This window comes from Rhizobium moroccans (genome assembly GCF_057559155.1).
This window is the reverse complement of record NZ_JBHFJG010000026.1, coordinates 1-15816: the sequence shown is the minus strand read 5'-3', so window position 1 is coordinate 15816 and position 15816 is coordinate 1. Positions and strand designations below refer to the sequence as shown.

General features: G+C 59.5%; 18 protein-coding genes and 1 pseudogene. 7 read left to right on the top strand and 12 right to left on the bottom strand.

Translation table 11 applies throughout. The features are described from left to right. Positions 1–101: 101 nt before the first annotated feature. On the bottom strand, positions 102–809 hold the full coding sequence (locus tag ACE04I_RS15085; protein WP_487207259.1) for a glutathione S-transferase family protein: 708 nt from the start codon (positions 807–809) through the stop codon (positions 102–104). Positions 810–925: 116 nt separating this feature from the next. On the opposite strand from ACE04I_RS15085, the gene ACE04I_RS15080 reads away from it, so the two are divergent. Further along, a complete protein-coding gene (locus ACE04I_RS15080; RefSeq protein ID WP_046794044.1) occupies positions 926–1822 on the top strand; it encodes a LysR substrate-binding domain-containing protein in 897 nt (298 codons plus the stop codon). Positions 1823–1867: 45 nt separating this feature from the next. Next, a complete protein-coding gene (locus ACE04I_RS15075) occupies positions 1868–2815 on the top strand; it encodes a threonine/serine dehydratase (RefSeq protein ID WP_046794043.1) in 948 nt (315 codons plus the stop codon). 73 nt (positions 2816–2888) lie between these two features. Here ACE04I_RS15075 and ACE04I_RS15070 read toward each other — a convergent pair whose 3' ends face one another. Further along, positions 2889–4472, bottom strand: a complete 1584-nt coding sequence (locus tag ACE04I_RS15070; protein ID WP_046794042.1) for a peptide chain release factor 3 — start codon at positions 4470–4472, stop codon at positions 2889–2891. 86 nt (positions 4473–4558) lie between these two features. Here ACE04I_RS15070 and dut point away from each other — a divergent pair, with 86 nt between their 5' ends. Next, positions 4559–5023 (top strand): dUTP diphosphatase, encoded by a 465-nt coding sequence (dut, locus tag ACE04I_RS15065; protein ID WP_046794041.1) that lies wholly within the window; start codon positions 4559–4561, stop codon positions 5021–5023. Positions 5024–5122: 99 nt separating this feature from the next. Next, complete coding sequence (gene cysK, locus ACE04I_RS15060; protein WP_046794040.1) at positions 5123–6091, top strand: cysteine synthase A; 969 nt, start codon at positions 5123–5125, stop codon at positions 6089–6091. A gap of 162 nt (positions 6092–6253) precedes the next feature. Here cysK and ACE04I_RS15055 read toward each other — a convergent pair. Beyond that, a pseudogene (locus ACE04I_RS15055) lies at positions 6254–7159 on the bottom strand (YifB family Mg chelatase-like AAA ATPase); the annotation flags it as partial. A 34-nt stretch (positions 7160–7193) separates the two neighbouring features. On the opposite strand from ACE04I_RS15055, the gene ACE04I_RS15050 reads away from it, so the two are divergent. Beyond that, entirely contained in the window at positions 7194–8738 is a 1545-nt protein-coding gene (locus ACE04I_RS15050; protein WP_487207258.1) for a recombinase family protein, read from the top strand. A gap of 62 nt (positions 8739–8800) precedes the next feature. On the opposite strand, the gene ACE04I_RS15045 is transcribed toward ACE04I_RS15050, so the two are convergent. Genes ACE04I_RS15045 through ACE04I_RS15030 form a run of 4 tightly spaced genes read right to left on the bottom strand, consistent with a single transcriptional unit; the run spans position 8801 to position 10474 of the window. Further along, entirely contained in the window at positions 8801–9109 is a 309-nt protein-coding gene (locus tag ACE04I_RS15045; RefSeq protein ID WP_487207257.1) for a DUF6804 family protein, read from the bottom strand. Continuing rightward, a complete protein-coding gene (locus ACE04I_RS15040) occupies positions 9106–9501 on the bottom strand; it encodes a DUF805 domain-containing protein (RefSeq protein ID WP_487207256.1) in 396 nt (131 codons plus the stop codon). The genes ACE04I_RS15045 and ACE04I_RS15040 overlap by 4 nt, the downstream gene beginning before the upstream one ends. Positions 9502–9508: 7 nt before the next feature. After that, positions 9509–9883, bottom strand: a complete 375-nt coding sequence (locus ACE04I_RS15035; protein ID WP_487207255.1) for a hypothetical protein — start codon at positions 9881–9883, stop codon at positions 9509–9511. Between the two features lie 30 nt (positions 9884–9913). Then, entirely contained in the window at positions 9914–10474 is a 561-nt protein-coding gene (locus ACE04I_RS15030) for a recombinase family protein (RefSeq protein WP_487207254.1), read from the bottom strand. Between the two features lie 180 nt (positions 10475–10654). Here ACE04I_RS15030 and ACE04I_RS15025 point away from each other — a divergent pair, with 180 nt between their 5' ends. Both ACE04I_RS15025 and ACE04I_RS15020 read left to right on the top strand, forming a co-directional pair. Beyond that, positions 10655–11587 carry a DUF4238 domain-containing protein gene (locus tag ACE04I_RS15025; protein ID WP_487207253.1) on the top strand — a complete coding sequence of 311 codons (933 nt, stop codon included), beginning with the start codon at positions 10655–10657 and terminating at the stop codon, positions 11585–11587. An 86-nt stretch (positions 11588–11673) separates the two neighbouring features. Then, a complete protein-coding gene (locus ACE04I_RS15020; protein WP_487207252.1) occupies positions 11674–12216 on the top strand; it encodes a hypothetical protein in 543 nt (180 codons plus the stop codon). Here ACE04I_RS15020 and ACE04I_RS15015 read toward each other — a convergent pair. From ACE04I_RS15015 to istB, 5 genes are all read right to left on the bottom strand, one after another. Continuing rightward, on the bottom strand, positions 12210–12575 hold the full coding sequence (locus ACE04I_RS15015; protein ID WP_487207251.1) for a hypothetical protein: 366 nt from the start codon (positions 12573–12575) through the stop codon (positions 12210–12212). The two genes, ACE04I_RS15020 and ACE04I_RS15015, sit on opposite strands and share 7 nt — an antisense overlap. A gap of 730 nt (positions 12576–13305) precedes the next feature. Beyond that, positions 13306–13614 carry a hypothetical protein gene (locus ACE04I_RS15010; protein ID WP_487207250.1) on the bottom strand — a complete coding sequence of 103 codons (309 nt, stop codon included), beginning with the start codon at positions 13612–13614 and terminating at the stop codon, positions 13306–13308. A gap of 59 nt (positions 13615–13673) precedes the next feature. Next, positions 13674–14216 carry a virion core protein, T7 gp14 family gene (locus tag ACE04I_RS15005; protein ID WP_487207249.1) on the bottom strand — a complete coding sequence of 181 codons (543 nt, stop codon included), beginning with the start codon at positions 14214–14216 and terminating at the stop codon, positions 13674–13676. Beyond that, positions 14216–14545, bottom strand: coding sequence for a hypothetical protein (locus tag ACE04I_RS15000; protein ID WP_487207248.1), 330 nt, complete (start codon positions 14543–14545; stop codon positions 14216–14218). Before ACE04I_RS15000 ends, ACE04I_RS15005 begins: the two co-directional genes overlap by 1 nt. 750 nt (positions 14546–15295) lie before the next feature. Further along, the coding region (istB, locus tag ACE04I_RS14995; protein WP_487207212.1) for an IS21-like element helper ATPase IstB at positions 15296–15816 on the bottom strand (521 nt) is incomplete at its 5' end.

The following is a 15816-nucleotide window of genomic DNA, read 5'->3' as shown; positions in this document are numbered from 1 at the left end:
ACTCTCGACGGCAAGCCGGCAGCCGATGCCGTGAAGGCTTCTCTCGGCCTTTAACCACATATCGCGATGCGCCCCCACGCGAGGGCGCATCGCCGCAATCATCAGGCCGCGCTTTTCACCTGGCCAAGCGCCTCATCAAGGCTTACATGGCCGAGGAACCCGCCGGTGGTCTTCGCCTCTTCCTGATGCTCAATGGCCCAGGCGAAACGAACCGCGGGATCTTCCTGTAGGCGCTCGTAGAGAGCGTTGAGGGCCGGGAACTTCCGCCGATCGACGACCTGGTGGAAATCATTCCAGCGGGCGATCCCCGCGAAATAGGCATCCGCAAAGCTTTTGCCGTCTCCGAGCAGCCATTGGCGTCCGGAGAGCAGCCGTTCGAGCGTCGCATGCACCTTTTCGACATTGGCGATGCCGTAGTCCCGCAGGGCCTGTTTGCGAGCCGGCTCCATCTCGTGCTCGGCCGTGTACCAGAGCGGGCTGAAGGCGCCGAAGAAGCTCGTGTTGAGGAAGGCGAGCATCTGGTTCAGCCGGTCGAACTTCTCCGTTCCCGGCGCGAAACCGAAACCCTTTTCGACCGAACGGGCGGCGATATGGTTGAGGATCGCCATGCTCTCGCTCATCAGGCGACCATCCGGCAGCATCAGGGACGGCGTCTCGCCCACCGGGTTGATGGGGCGGTAAACGTCGCTCGAAACCACATCCGGCATGCCGATGCGGCTCAGCCTGTAGGGCAGGCCGGACCATTCCAGCGCGACGATGGATCCGAAGGAGCAGCCTTCCGGCACGCCATAAAACAGGATCGGTGTCATTGTCTTCGTTCCTTTCAATATTGAACTGCGGTGACACCGGGAATATGTTTCCGTGGACGATAAATCGCTAGACAGAGAATTTGCATTGCAAAGTCTACATTTATGGAAGCTGGTGAATGTACGGCCTCAACCTCAACGACCTGCACTTCTTCGTCCAGGCAGTGGAGAACGGTAGCTTTTCCGCCGCCGCGCGGCTGCTCGGCGTTCCGAAATCGACGGTGAGCAAACGCGTGGCGGAACTGGAGGGCCGACTTGGAGTAAGGCTGATCCACCGCACCTCCCGCAGCTTCTCACTGACGGAGCTCGGCCGGGATTTCTTCCAGCATGCACGCGCGGCGATGATCGAGGCGGAAATGGCGGAGAGCCTGGTGCGCACGCATCTCGCCGAGCCGAGCGGCACCGTGCGGATGACGGCCGCCGTGCCGACGGCGCAGTTCGTGATCGCCCCTCACCTGCCGGAACTTGCGCGGCGTTATCCGAAGCTGCAGCTTTTCATCCATGTGACGGACCGCTTCGTCGATATCGTGCAGGAGGGCTTCGACATCGCCCTTCGCAGCCATCAAGCTCCGCTGCCGGACTCCACGCTGGTGCAGCGCAGGCTGGCGGTTCATCCCTTCTTCGTCGTGGCCTCGCCGGATTATCTCCGGCGACATGCGGCGCCTGCCCATCCGCAGGAGCTGGGAGAGCATGACGCCATCACCAGCGGCCTGTCTGACCTAGGGTGGCGTCTTACATCGGCGGATGGCGAAGAGGTTCGGATCGCCCCGAAACCGGTCATGGGCGCGGACGAGCCTTTCGTGATGCTGAAGGCGGCCGCGGCCGGGCTTGGCATCGCCTGCCTGCCGACATCGGTTTGCTGCGATGCGATCGCCGCCGGGGAGCTTACGCAACTGCTGCCCGGCTGGACTGCGGGAAGCATCACGACGACCATTCTGATGCCGCATCGGCGGGGGCAACTGCCCGCGGTGAGAGCCGTCGTGGAATTCCTTTGCGAGAAGCTCGACAAGGGCTAAAGCTAGAAATCCTTCATCGCATCCCACTCATAGCCGCGAGGCCCTATGACCATCGACCCCAGCCTTTCCCCCGAACGCATCGCCGAAGCCGAGACGCTGATCCGCCCGCATATCCGCCACACGCCGATCATGCGCATCGACATGCGGGATTTCGGTGCGGCGGCGCCCCGCGAGGTCGATTTGAAGCTCGAGTTCATGCAGCATTCCGGCTCGTTCAAGGCGCGCGGCGCCTTCACGAGCCTGCTCACCCGAGAGATTCCCGAGGCGGGCGTGGTCGCCGCATCGGGCGGCAACCATGGCGCTGCGGTTGCCTATGCTGCCATGCGGCTCGACGTGCCGGCGAAAATCTTCGTGCCGAGCGTCACCTCACCCGCCAAGGCGGAGCGCATCCGCTCCTATGGCGCGGATCTGGTGATCGGCGGCGACCGTTATGCGGATGCGCTGGCGGCGAGCGAGACTTATGTGGCGACAAGCGGTGCGCTTGCCATCCATGCCTATGACCAGGTGGAAACGCTCGTCGGCCAAGGCACGCTCGGCAAGGAAATCGAAGACGATCTGCCGCATATGACGACGCTGCTGGTCGCGGTCGGCGGCGGCGGGCTGATCGGCGGCATTGCCGCCTGGTTCCGCGGACGCGTGAAGATCGTGGCCGTAGAACCCGACGGCGCGCCGACGCTTCACGAGGCGTTCAAGGCGGGCAGCCCCGTGGATGCGCCGGCGGGCAGCATCGCGGCGGATTCGCTGGCTCCCAGGCAGATCGGCCAATTGATGTTTCCGCTGGCGCAGAAATACGTTCAGCCGCCGGTGCTGGTGACGGACGATGAGATCCTCGCCGCCCAGAAGGCGCTCTGGGCCGGCGCGCGCATCGTCGCGGAGCCCGGCGGGGCCACGGCTTTCGCTGCGCTGCTTTCGGGCAAGTACGTGCCCGGCACGGATGAGCGCGTGTGCGTGCTCGTCTGCGGCGCCAATACGACGGCAGTCAAGTTCGATTGAAAGTGGCGGAAAGAACCCCTCCCAAACCCCACAAAGGGGAGGGGTTTGGGAGGGGATTGATGTTATCGTGACGCTAAGCCGCCTTGGCGACGTGATATTCCTTGATGGCGGCCATTCTGATCGCCGGGTAGCGCTCGGCCTCATAGCGCAGCGAGAAACTATCCTGCGCCAGGAACACCGGATCGCCATCGAGATCACGGGCGATATCGCCACGCTTGACGGTCAGGAACTTTTCGAGCTCGGCCGGCTGGTCGGCCGAAATCCAGCGGCAGATGGAGAAGCGCGACATTTCGAAGGAGACCGGCAGGCCGTATTCGGCCATCAGGCGTTCCTTCAACACGTCCAGCTGCAGAGCGCCGACGACGCCGACGATTGCGGGCGAGCCATCTTCCGGAGAGAAGAGCTGCACGACCCCCTCCTCCGCCATCTGCTGCAGGGCTTCCTTGAGCTTCTTCGCCTTCATGGCATCCTCCAGCCGCACGCGGCGCAGGATTTCCGGCGAGAAGTTCGGCACGCCCTGGAAGACCAGCGGCTCGCCTTCGGTCAGCGTGTCGCCGATCCGGAGCGTTCCGTGGTTCGGGATGCCGACCACATCCCCCGCATAGGCCGTGTCCGCCAACTGGCGTTGCGAAGCGAAGAAGAATTGCGGCGCGGTGAGACCCAGCTGCTTGCCGGTGCGTGAAAGCCTCGCCTTCATACCGCGTTCCAGCTTGCCGGAGCAGACGCGCGCAAAGGCGATGCGGTCGCGGTGGTTCGGATCCATGTTCGCCTGGATCTTGAAGACGAAGGCCGTCATCTTGTCTTCGGACGCATGAACCTTGCGGATATCCGCCACCTGATCGCGCGGCGGCGGAGCGAAATCGCCAAGCGCGTTGATGAGATCGCGGACGCCGAAATTGCGCAGCGCCGAGCCGAAGAAGACCGGCGTCATGTGCCCTTCCAGGAAGGCCTGGCGATCGAACGGCCGGCAGGCTTCCATCGCAAGTTCCACCTCCTCGATAAAGGCGGCCCTTTCGTTTTCCGGAAGACGGTCCGCAACGCTCTGCGGGCCGTTGACCTTGGTGACCTCCACCTCGGTATCCGAGCCCCGCACGGTGTTGTCCGCCAGGTGGTAGGAACCGCAGAAGGTTTTCGAGCGGCCGATCGGCCAGGTGAGCGGCGCCGTATCGAGCGCCAGCTTTTCTTCCACCTCATCCAGGATTTCGAAAGGATCGCGGCTTTCGCGGTCCATCTTGTTGATGAAGGTGATGATCGGGATATCGCGCATGCGGCAGACTTCGAACAGCTTCAGCGTGCGCGGTTCGATGCCTTTTGCCGCGTCAATCACCATCACCGCCGCATCCACTGCCGTCAGCGTGCGGTAGGTATCGTCCGCGAAGTCTTCGTGGCCGGGCGTATCGAGAATGTTGAAGACATTGCCGTCATATTCGAACGTCATGACCGAGGTCACCACCGAGATGCCGCGCTCCCGCTCGATCTTCATCCAGTCGGAGCGGGTCTGCATGCGGTCTTTCTTCGCCTTCACCTCGCCGGCGAGCTGGATCGCCCCGCCGAACAGCAGCAGCTTTTCGGTGAGCGTGGTCTTGCCCGCGTCCGGATGGGCAATAATCGCGAATGTGCGGCGGCGGGATACCGCCTCGGCGAGACTTTCGGCCATGTCGATAAAAATCCTTTAGGTCGCGGCGTATCTAGCGATTTGAAGCCCGATATGCAAATGAGATTGCCGAAGACCAGGGAGATTCCATGCGCGATATCATCGGCCCCACGCTCAACCTCATCCGTCTGCCGCATGGAGCGGGGCTCGACCTCCCCTCCTACGAGACCAAGGGAGCCGCGGGCATGGACCTGCGCGCGGCGGTTGCCGAAGACCGGCCGACCATCATCCCGCCGGGGAAGCGGGCGCTGGTGCCGACCGGCTTCATCTTCGAGATTCCGGACGGTTTCGAGGCCCAGGTGCGGCCCCGCTCCGGACTTGCCTTCAAGCACGGCATCACCTGCCTCAACACGCCCGGCACGATCGACAGCGATTATCGCGGCGAGGTGAAGGTGCTGCTCGTCAATCTGGGCGAGGAGGATTTCACCATCACGCGCGGCATGCGCATTGCGCAGATGGTGATCGCGCCCGTGGTGCAGGCCCGCATTGCCGAGACCACCGAAGCGAGCACGACGACACGCGGTGCCGGCGGTTTCGGCTCGACCGGCGTCTAGCCGAGTTTTCCATCTTCCCAGTTTCCATGCGGCAGATGACCCGCTGGCATTCAGCGATGAGACGCTCTAGTTTCTTCGACGAAGCTGAGGGAGACCGTCATGACAGAGACCAGGAAGCCGGGCCGCGGCCGCATCTATTCCTCCATTACCGAAACCATCGGCGACACGCCGATCGTGCGGCTCGACAAGCTGGCGAAGGAAAAGGGCGTCAAGGCCCATCTTTTGGCGAAGCTCGAATTCTTCAATCCGATCGCCTCGGTGAAGGACCGCATCGGCGTGGCGATGATCGAGAGCCTGGAGGCCGAGGGCCGGATCGCACCCGGCCGCACGACGCTGATCGAGCCGACCTCCGGCAATACCGGCATCGCGCTTGCCTTCACGGCCGCCGCCAAAGGCTACAAGCTCATCCTGACGATGCCGGAAACCATGTCGATCGAACGGCGCAAGATGCTGGCACTGCTGGGCGCCGAACTGGTGCTGACCGAGGGCGCCAAAGGCATGAAGGGCGCAATCGCGAAAGCCGAGGAGCTGGTTTCCTCGCTGCCGGACGCCATCATCCCGCAGCAGTTCGAAAATCCGGCGAACCCGGACATCCACCGCAGGACGACGGCGGAAGAGATCTGGAACGATACCGAAGGCAAGATAGACATCCTCGTTTCCGGCATCGGGACGGGCGGTACGATAACCGGCGCCGGCCAGGTTCTCAAAGACCGCAACCCGAACCTCAAGGTGATCGCCGTCGAACCGGAGGAATCACCGGTACTTTCAGGCGGCCAGCCGGGCCCTCACAAGATCCAGGGGATCGGGGCAGGATTTGCGCCGAAAATCCTCGATACGACGATCTATGACGAGATCGTCACCGTCACCAGCGCGGAGGCCATGGAGATGGCACGCCTGGTCGCCAGGATCGAGGGTGTTCCGGTCGGCATCTCATCGGGCGCAGCACTCGTGGCGGCCGTCAAGGTCGGCAGCCGGAAGGAAAATGCCGGCAAGAACGTCGTCATCATTATCCCCTCGTTTGCGGAACGCTATCTTTCGACCGCATTGTTCGACGGGTTGGGTGGGTAGCGAATAGCGAATAGCGAATAGCGAATAGCGAATAGCGAATAGCGAATAGCGAATAGCGAATAGCGAATAGCGAATAGCGAATAGGATTTCTCAAGAAACTATCACGCGCAAGCGGCGGGAAAATTCTATTCGCTATTCGCCAATTACTATTCGCTTCTCAAATCACCCCGCCGTCACCGCCAACCGCTCGCCGGCCATGCGATAGGAGATCGCTTCGGCGAGATGGATGCGGCCGACCGTATCCTTTCCGTCGAGGTCAGCCAGCGTGCGCGCCACCTTCAGCACACGGTGATAGCCCCGCGCCGAGAATTTCAGCTTTTCGGCCGCATCGCGCAGCAACTGCAGCCCGCTCGGATCGGGTTCAGCGATCTTCTCGATCAGCGCGGTCGAGCAGCGGGCATTGGTGGAAACCTGCGGCGCGCCGGCCCAGACGAAGCGTTCGCGTTGCCGCTCCCGCGCCGCGGCCACGCGTCTTGCGACATCGGCGCTCGCCTCGGCCGGCGCCGGCCGGATGAGATCCGCTGCGGAAACGGCCGGCACGTCGATGCGGATATCGATGCGGTCCATGAGAGGTCCCGAAATGCGGGCCTGATAGTCAGACATGCATTTCGGGCCGCGAGCGCAGGTGTGGCCGGGCTCGCCCGCCATGCCGCATCGGCAGGGGTTCATCGCGGCCACAAGCTGGATGCTCGCGGGATAGGAAACGCGGTGATTGGCTCTGGCGATCACACATTCTCCGGTTTCCAGCGGCTGGCGCAGTGCATCCAGCGCCTGCGGCGAAAACTCCGGAAACTCATCCAGGAAGAGAATACCATGGTGCGCGAGCGACGCCTCGCCCGGCTTGGCACGCAAGCCGCCGCCCACAAGCGCCGCCATGGTGGCCGAATGATGCGGCGTGCGATAGGGCCGGCGGTCCGACAGTTTGCCGCCCGAAAGCTGGCCGGCGATCGAATGTATCATCGAGACTTCGAGCAGTTCGGCAGCCGAAAGCGGCGGCAGGATCGAGGGAAGGCGGGCAGCCAGCATCGACTTGCCGGAACCGGGAGGACCTACCATCAGCAGGTTATGGACAAAAGACCCGCCATCTGATTTGAGCGTCTCCATGCTACATAAGAATATCGATACCCGCCCTAAGGCATACTCTTACGTCCGCTTTTCGACGCCTGAGCAAGAGAAAGGTGATAGCCTTAGACGACAGACTGCCGCAGCCGAGGCCTACGCCCAACGGCACGGGTTAGAACTGGATGACAAGCTCACCTTCCGAGACCTTGGCGTGTCTGCCTTCATGGGCGCGAACGAAGAAACTGGGCGGCTTGGGGAATTTCTGGCAGCGGTTGAACACGGCGACATAAGGCCAGGTAGTTATCTCCTTGTGGAGAGCCTTGACAGGCTCAGCCGAAACAAGCCCCGCAAGGCTGTCAGGTTGCTCGAACGCATCTGTGAAGCTGGCATTACCCTCGTCACATTGGACGATCAGCGTGTCTACACCGAAGAGGTCTTGGACGAAGACCAGACCGCTCTGATGGTCGCGCTTCTGGTGGCCATGCGGGCGCATGAGGAAAGCGCCAAGAAGGGACGTAGGTTAGCTCAGGTGTGGGAAAACAAGCGCGCGAATGCTGCGGCTAAGCCTCTGACTGCCACCTCCCCCGGATGGGTAAGACTGAGACCCGATCGCACCGGGTTCGACCTCATCCCAGAACGCGCTCAAGTCGTCCAGCGCATATTCTCCATGACCCTTGAAGGTTGTGGACAGCACACGATAGCCGAGACGCTCAATCGAGAAGGCATTCCCGTGTTCGGACGTGGTGCTATGTGGCATCGGTCCTACATCAAGAAAATGCTGGTAGATACTTCGGTGGTCGGCACCTTCCATCCTCACCGCCTTGATCGGGTCGAAGGCAAGAAGGTCCGTGTTCCAATGCAGCCTATCGAAGGTTACTTTCCTGCCGTGGTCGAGCGGGACGCTTTCGATCGGGTCGCCGCGCTAAGCAGCGGACGTACTGCAACCACCAAGCACGGCATCTCCAACATTCTAGGCGGCCTAGCCAAGTGCCCGAGATGCGGAGCTACCATGACTAGGGTCAATAAGGGGTCGCGACGGAAGGCTGGTAAGCCGTATCTCGTGTGTACCGTGGCTAAAGCAGGTGCAGGCTGCGAGTATGAGGCATCTCGCTGTGACCAGATTGAGCAGGCAATCCTAGACTTTGCACCCACGTTCTATGCGGAGATACCATCAGCCGACGATGCCCTCCAAGAAGAATGGATGGCAGCGCTTCGGGTCGAGGAAGGTATCGAGACGGAGATCGACAGAATAGTTGATGCCATCAGGGAGGCTGGGCATTCACCTGCGCTGCTTGGCGAGTTGAGGAAGCTTGAACTTCTAAGGGACGAGGCCCGAAAAACCACTATCGACGCCGAGAACCGCGCATCAGCGGCCACGACCAATAGGACCAATAACACCTTGGGTAAGCTTATTGAGGCTATGTCATCTGAGCCTCGGGACATCGCTGCCGTTAACGTGATGCTGCGGCAGCTCTTTGACAAGGTGGAGGTCGATCGACGATCTGGCCACCTATGGCTCCATTGGAAGCACGCTCCCGGCCACTCGATGGGGATAGTCTATGCGTGGCCGGAAGATGATGGGTGATCTGGTCTAGGCTATGGACAATTATGCAGCCCAGACCCCGATGTCCTGTATTCTGCCCTGATCTACGCCTTACGTGTTCTACTATTCCACCAGTAGGCGACGAAGATAAGCGCTACAACAGTATCAATCACCGCCCACATCCCGCGTGTGAGATGCACTGGGATGATGGGATTGAATAAGAGTGCTATCAGGCCCAAGAGTACGGACCATGTGGTGAACTGCTGCCGACCCTTGAACTCGATGGCTGCAGCAAAGACAGCTACTGCCGTCACGACCAGCCTTAGCAAGGTGTAGTAGCCGTAAGGCAAGGGTGCCAAAGCGAGTAGCAACATCACGCTGGGTATCAGGACGAAATCACGGTTCCAACTCATAGCAACGCACCTTTACTGGCGAGCGGGTCGGGGCCATACCGGTTATAGCCCTGCGTTCCCGGCACTGCGCATAACACGATGAAAAAGGCGAAGGACGCCGCGCCTCCCACATAGCGATCGGCAACGCCAACTGGCAACCATAGCAGGGCGAGCCAACCCGTGCAGTTCATGTCACGCAATCGCTGAGCCGTCAGCAAGTAGCCGCATATGAAGTACGGCACGAAGAATAGCAGCACGATGATAAGGCTGCCCCTCCCTCTCGCATTGAAAAACCATAGCGCGGCTATGACCGCAACGAATATCCCGGTAAGGAACAGGCTACCGAAGACGTAACTTTTGCGGTTTCTTCGTATCGATAGCGAGAACCAATGTTCTGTAGCAGGAAGGCTCATAGGTCCTTCACCGTCCCGCTATTGCGCCGAACCCAGCGAACAGGATTCCAACCGGGATGTACCAGAAGAACAGGACCAGCGCCTGCCAAATGCTCCAGTCCCATACGTTGACCGCGCCATAGAGGCCAAGAATAGAGCCAAGCAATGGTATATAGGTCACGAAGATCGCGATGAAGAAGCTTATGAAGGAACCAACGCCGAGACCAAAACCAACACCGTCAGCAATGGCGAAGAGTTGCACGATGCCTACAACGAAATAGGCGATGCCGAAGAAAAGCTGCACGATAAGCCCCTGAAAATAACTGTTACCCTTGTCCCACCTTGCACCATAGAGCTGCAATGTCTTGGACTGCAAGCGAGATTTGAAGTGGGCCGAAAACACATAATCACCCCTGCACGAAGGAGAGCGTGATCATTTCGCCCGAAGCGCCCTAAAAACGCTCGAACGGCTGATACCTAATTCCACAACTATTTGCTCTGCGGTCTTCCCTTCGGCCTTCATACGCCGCACATCGTCGGCTTTTCTCTGAGCAGTCGGAACGCGGCCCTTGTATTTGCCGTCAGCTTTCGCCCTGGCAATGCCCTCCCGCTGCCGTTCCAGCATGATGTCACGCTCGAACTCTGCGATGGAACCGAGCAGGCTCAGCATCAGCTTGCCGGTAGGCGTCGAAGTGTCGATGTTGAGATTGAGGATTTTGAGACTGACGCCTTTGCTTTCCAGCGCATCCTTCAGGCGTACAAGGTCGGCCATTGAGCGTGCCAGACGGTCCAGCTTCGTCACGATGAACACATCCCCTTCACGGGCATAGTCCAGCGCACGGGCCAGCTCAGGGCGCTCCTTATCGACTGAGGAGAGCTGCTCCTTAAAGACCTTCTCACAGCCTGCCGCCTCCAGATCACGCATCTGAGCGTCAAGGCCGTATGTCTGGTCGAGGGTCGAGGTGCGGGCGTAGCCGATGATGGTCGAGGGCATTTGAGACAACTCCGATGGTGCCAATGAAGTCTTAGAGCTTCTGACACTAACAGTCTCAAAAGTCAAATGCATTCATGTGGCACTGTCTCTGCCTGCTGTTAAGGGGAGTCATTAGACCACGCCCTATTGGCACTGGTTAGCGGTAAAAACTGGGGTTATCGTCACGACATGCAAGCACCCATGAAGCACCATTTTCTTCCTGTATTTTACCTAAAACAGTGGGCAACAGGCCCTAGCCGAAAGATCGTAGAATTCAGTAAACCCTACAGAAATGTGGTGAAGCCTAAACGGGTACACCCCGATGGGACAGGCTACATCCATCGCCTTTACGCAAGCGAGGGCGTGCCCGCCGAAGTTGCCTGCGAAATGGAAACGATGTTCCTTTCCCCGGTAGATAGCAAAGCCGCCGAAGCTCTCCGAGCCATGTTAAACGGCGACCATATTTCTTTGCTCCAGCGAGAAGCTTGGTCGATCTTTCTAGCGTCTCTGATGTGTCGCATGCCGGAGGATGTCCGCCTTAGTAAAGAGATGCTCACAGAGCTAACAAGGTCAATGTCTCCGTCATTCAGGCGTTTCTACGAAGCGTCGAAACCTTCAGATCAACCAAGCACGTTCGATGAGTTAACAGCAGAGTTCGAGGCGAGTGCGCCTAACCGCGCCCTACGGCGACTACAAACGATGATATCACACCCGAAGCTGGTCGGAGGTCTTTCCGCGATGCACTGGGAGTTACTTACTCTCAAGGGGCGGCGACAGCTTCTAACCTCTGATCGGCCGGTGACATACACAAACGTGCTCGGGGATGCCGAGAGCCATTTAGTGGTTGCTGTTGGTCCAAATCAGCTTTTTGCCGCTACGCACACTAAGGAATTCATGCGTAGACTGAAGAGTGGACCGGCTGATCAGTTGGTCACAGCCGCCAACACCGTAGCTGTCGGACAGGCCGATAGGTATGTATTTGGTGCTGATGACAGCCAACTCCGTTTCGTTCAAAATCGCATGGGGCAGAACAAGACTCCTCAACTCGTGGAACGGATGCTAGGCCTGCAGCGTCAGCGTATCCCTGCGGTGTTGGCCGCTATCTCCCGCCTACCACTAGACATAGAGCCGTAACAGAACCGCTTACGGGAACTTGATCGGGGTTCTGGTTTCGCGGGGGACCGTTGGCGAGATACGTGGCTGACTTGATGAGGGCGAAGATGGACAGCGAAGGGATTAGCGAACGCATCGTTGTGCGATCGGCTCAGGAGGCTGAGGAGCGTCTTGTGAGGCTGGAGGAGTCGGCGGCTCGTGTAGCCGCATGGGTCTCTGCATTCGATGGCCGTCCCCTCGATCTCATCCGCCATATGAAGTTTGATCTCGTAGGCTTTCATCCTGTCACCCACAGCCCCCTCAATGTAATCGAGCAGGTGAACCAGACGTGGACCTATGCGGCCGCCTTGCTCGCTGCTCGGAAACTTTTCGAGCTACATCCCGATGCTGGGGCGTTCCACCTTGCTCCCGGCGCTTATGCATCACAGCCGCTGGACGTGATGAGCGAGGTTGAGGGACTGGTTGGTGCTGAAACGTTCGCGGCGGTGAGGCCCCAGAACAATAGGAAGCTGACCAAAGACCTCGACAAGCTGGCAGCCAGCCCAGAGCAGCATCGCTACGTCTTCTTCATGTCGCCGGCCTTCCCGGGCACTCAGCGGCTGGAGCGGTTCGAGCGCAATGGTATTCAGGTCTGGTCGGTTGATCACTGAGGGCGGCTGATCGACAATAGGCGGGTCAGAAGCGCGTCACCCTCTGACGTTAGATACAGCATCGTGTTGCGAGCGTCGATTGGGTTGCGATGCTGGGTTATGAGGTTCAGCCCGGGCTTGCCGTGGCGGTCGATCGCCGTCAGCGCGTAGACGTTGCGGGAGATGCCTGCCTGGCTGATGTCTATGAGGTCGAGCAACTCACGCTGGCTAATCCCCGGCTTCATGGCAACGAGGAGGAAGACCGAAGCTGTTTGCATCGGCATATCCGGCCGCAATTCGCGGAATGTTTCTAGGAGACGGAACGCATGATACATCCCGCGCTTTCGTTCGCTAGATACATCTGTGGGGCTGGTGGTCATGGTAATCTCCCTCTGATTTATCGTGTGCTGGCAGAGGGTTACGCCTTGGTCAAGAACCCCAAAGCCTTGCAAATTAGGGCTGGGAGGCCCACCCGGGGGAAGCCGGGAAAGCCGTATATCTGATTGGGGTCTCGAATTTTTCGAGGAAACATTTTGGCCCCTGCTATGACTAGGCTGCCGCTACTTATCCGCCCACGCACGTGTACGGCGGGGTTTGCCGGCGAGGAGCTGCCAAGGCTCGACTTTACGAGTGGTATAGAACCCAGATTTGCCCGGCGCTCGGGCGCTTTTCGCCGTCACCGGCTTTACCTGTTCATTGGCATCAGCTTTGGCGGATGTAATTGCGAGCGAGCTGGACGCTCTGCTACGGGCAGACTCGGGCGAATTGGCCGCAGTCCGTCCAGCATTCTCGGCATCAACCGAGCTGGAGCGAGTGGCACTGTTGGGGACGGGTCGAGGGGTCGGAGTGGGGACAGACTTCTTAGTCTTCTCCATCTCCTCCTTGGTCTTGGTGTGGAAGAGCTTCCCCTGCCACTTGAAGGTAGATTTGCCGGCTGCGCGGGCGGTTTTAAATGCTTCACCGAATGCTGTCATGCGATTGTTCCGTTTCGAGGGTGATGGTGGTTTCTGGCTAAGCGGTAGTGGCCTTTTAGAGGCGAAGAACGGCACGGACGGTGAAGACACCCGCCGATCCAGACCGCCGCTCTAAGGGCCGTTTTGAGGTTGGGTATTAGGCGTCCAGGCGGAGCTTTGCGGCCTCTATGCTGAGCTTGCGGTAATCTGCCTCCGTAATGAGGCCGACCGGTCCGATCACCTTGCCACGATCGTTGACGGCTTCCTCGGCGTAAGGCACGCCCCAGTGTTCGAGGACTTCGAGGCAATCACCGGTCTCGATGGCATTCAAGCCGAGATGTTCGCCGACATCCTTCGTGAGGAAATAGGCGGTCCCATCAGGTCTTGTAATGAAGCGAAGGCGAATGACCGGAATGTCTTCATCGTGGGCGTCAATGGTCATGGTGTTGATGCGTGGGTGCGTCATGTTCAATTCTTTCATAATGTGGTGATGGTGGTTTCCCCTGAGGGACACCGCGAGGGAGGTCAGGTCCGGTTCTGGTTCCGGTGTTTGCGATCTTCGAAGGAGTTGTAGGAGTCGAGGCCGACGCCTGCGATGCGAAGACCAGCGTCAAAGAAGGACGGTTTGGCCGCTCGCTGCACGGAATTGATCCGGTCTTCAGCGTTGAACCTGATGCCCTTCATTTCGTTGTTAAGCTGGGTCAGGGTCCATTCGGTATTCTGATCGACGCGGTCGCTATGCTCGACCGCGCGGCCATCGAACTCAGCCATCAAGGCGTCAACCGAAAGGCCGCTCACACCAGACTCGCCAGCAGCGGTGAAGGCCGTTGCCTTGGCTTCCCGGGCTTCACGCTCGACATCGATCTTCTCGTTGGCGGCAGCTTCCTGTTCCTGCAGCATGCGTTGCTGGGTCTGGAACATCTGGTCGCGGGCATTCTGGTTCGCCCTTTTGGCGTTCTCCGCGTACATGCGGTTCTGCTCATTGGCGGCTTGAACGTTGCCGGCATAGCTGAAGGCTTGTTGAGCTGCGCCGACCGCGAACCCGAGCATGGAGAGGGGATCGCACATCAGGCAACCTCCTGGGCGGCGAGTGTCGAGGCTGCGAACGCCTGATACGGTGCGAACCGAGGGCCGTGGGCAGTGTTCTCGGCGACCGTCATGCCCGCTGCTTTTCCGATGTCGGCGATGACGAGGCAGGGAAAGATGCGACCTTCCCGCCAGACCTCAAGCCGCCCTGAGCGACCGAGGGCGACCAAGCGGCGGCAGGCATCGGCTGTGGGATTGCGGGTCTTGGCGATCAGGGTCTGGCCTTCGATGGAGACCAAGTAGTTCTGCCCTCGCTTGTCGAGGCACGTGGGGCAGATGATGATTTTCGTGGTCGAGGTGGCTGAAGGCATGGCTTCGCCATCCTCCCGACCAAGGGAAGTTTCGTTGTGCATGATGATGGTCTCAGGGTTCTGTGGTGGTGATGATATCGGGGCGGTGAATGCAAATGGCCCTCTCGTCAGCAAGACCACGAGGCTGAGCCAAGCAATCGCGACCAGAGGGCCGAGGGTCACCACACCCATGAGAACGGCTGACGCTCAAATCTGAGCAGCAGCTTTCGCACTCTCGATTGTCGAGTGTCCATGAGGGACTGTGCGGGATGGGAGGTGGTCGAGGTCCGCTGTAAAGGGAACCTCTGGGGACGTGAAGAGAGACTATAGGTGTATTAGGGTTTCATCACCAACATCATCCCCATGAATACCAGATAGAGATCATCCTGATTTCATCAGTCGTCCTCTATTCCCTTTCATTCCAGATGTTGGTCTTCCCCCTTGGGGCTCTCCTTAAGTGGGTGGATTTATCTGGGGTAGTCTTTCTGCGGTCGTTGCAACCTCTCCCGTTCTCCCTCCTCCTAAAGGATGGGGGATTATCTGAGATTGCGTTCTTGATAATAAACTCTCGCTCTAGGGATGAGATCGATGGCGGTCTTGCGGAAGACGTCACTACTGATAAGCTACTCAGCGGCGGCAGGAAAAGCCGCTACCCCTTTCGCTAGAGGGTTAGAAATGAGGGTCACGGTGAGGCGCATCGTGACCCTCGGTGCATCAATGTTGATTTGCACTGAGAGCTGACCCGGGATTTGCGCCGAGAAGTGACCCGCCTTAGGTATCGTCCGTCGTGGTTGGGGTGGTCAAGTTTCTGCGTTTCTCCTTCGTCGCTTTGGGCTCATGGGCCGAACTGTTTTTGAACCGGAAGCTGTCGTTTCCGGTTTCGAGGATGTGGCAATGATGGGTGAGCCGGTCGAGCAGCGCGGTCGTCATCTTGGCATCGCCAAAGACGCTGGCCCATTCGCTGAAGCTCAGGTTGGTGGTGATGATGACGCTCGTGTGCTCGTAGAGCTTGCTCAGCAGATGGAACAGCAGCGCACCGCCTGAAGCACTGAACGGCAGGTAACCCAGCTCGTCCAAGATGACGAGATCGGAGTGTGCCAGGCGGTTGGCGATCTGGCCTGGGCGACCTTGGGACTTCTCCTGCTCAAGCGCGTTGACCAGTTCCACGGTCGAGAAGAACCGAACCCGCTTGTGATGATGCTCGATGGCCTGGACACCGATGGCCGTGGCGATATGCGTCTTGCCCGTGCCGGGACCGCCGACGAGGACGATGTTGTTGGCCTCGTCGAGAA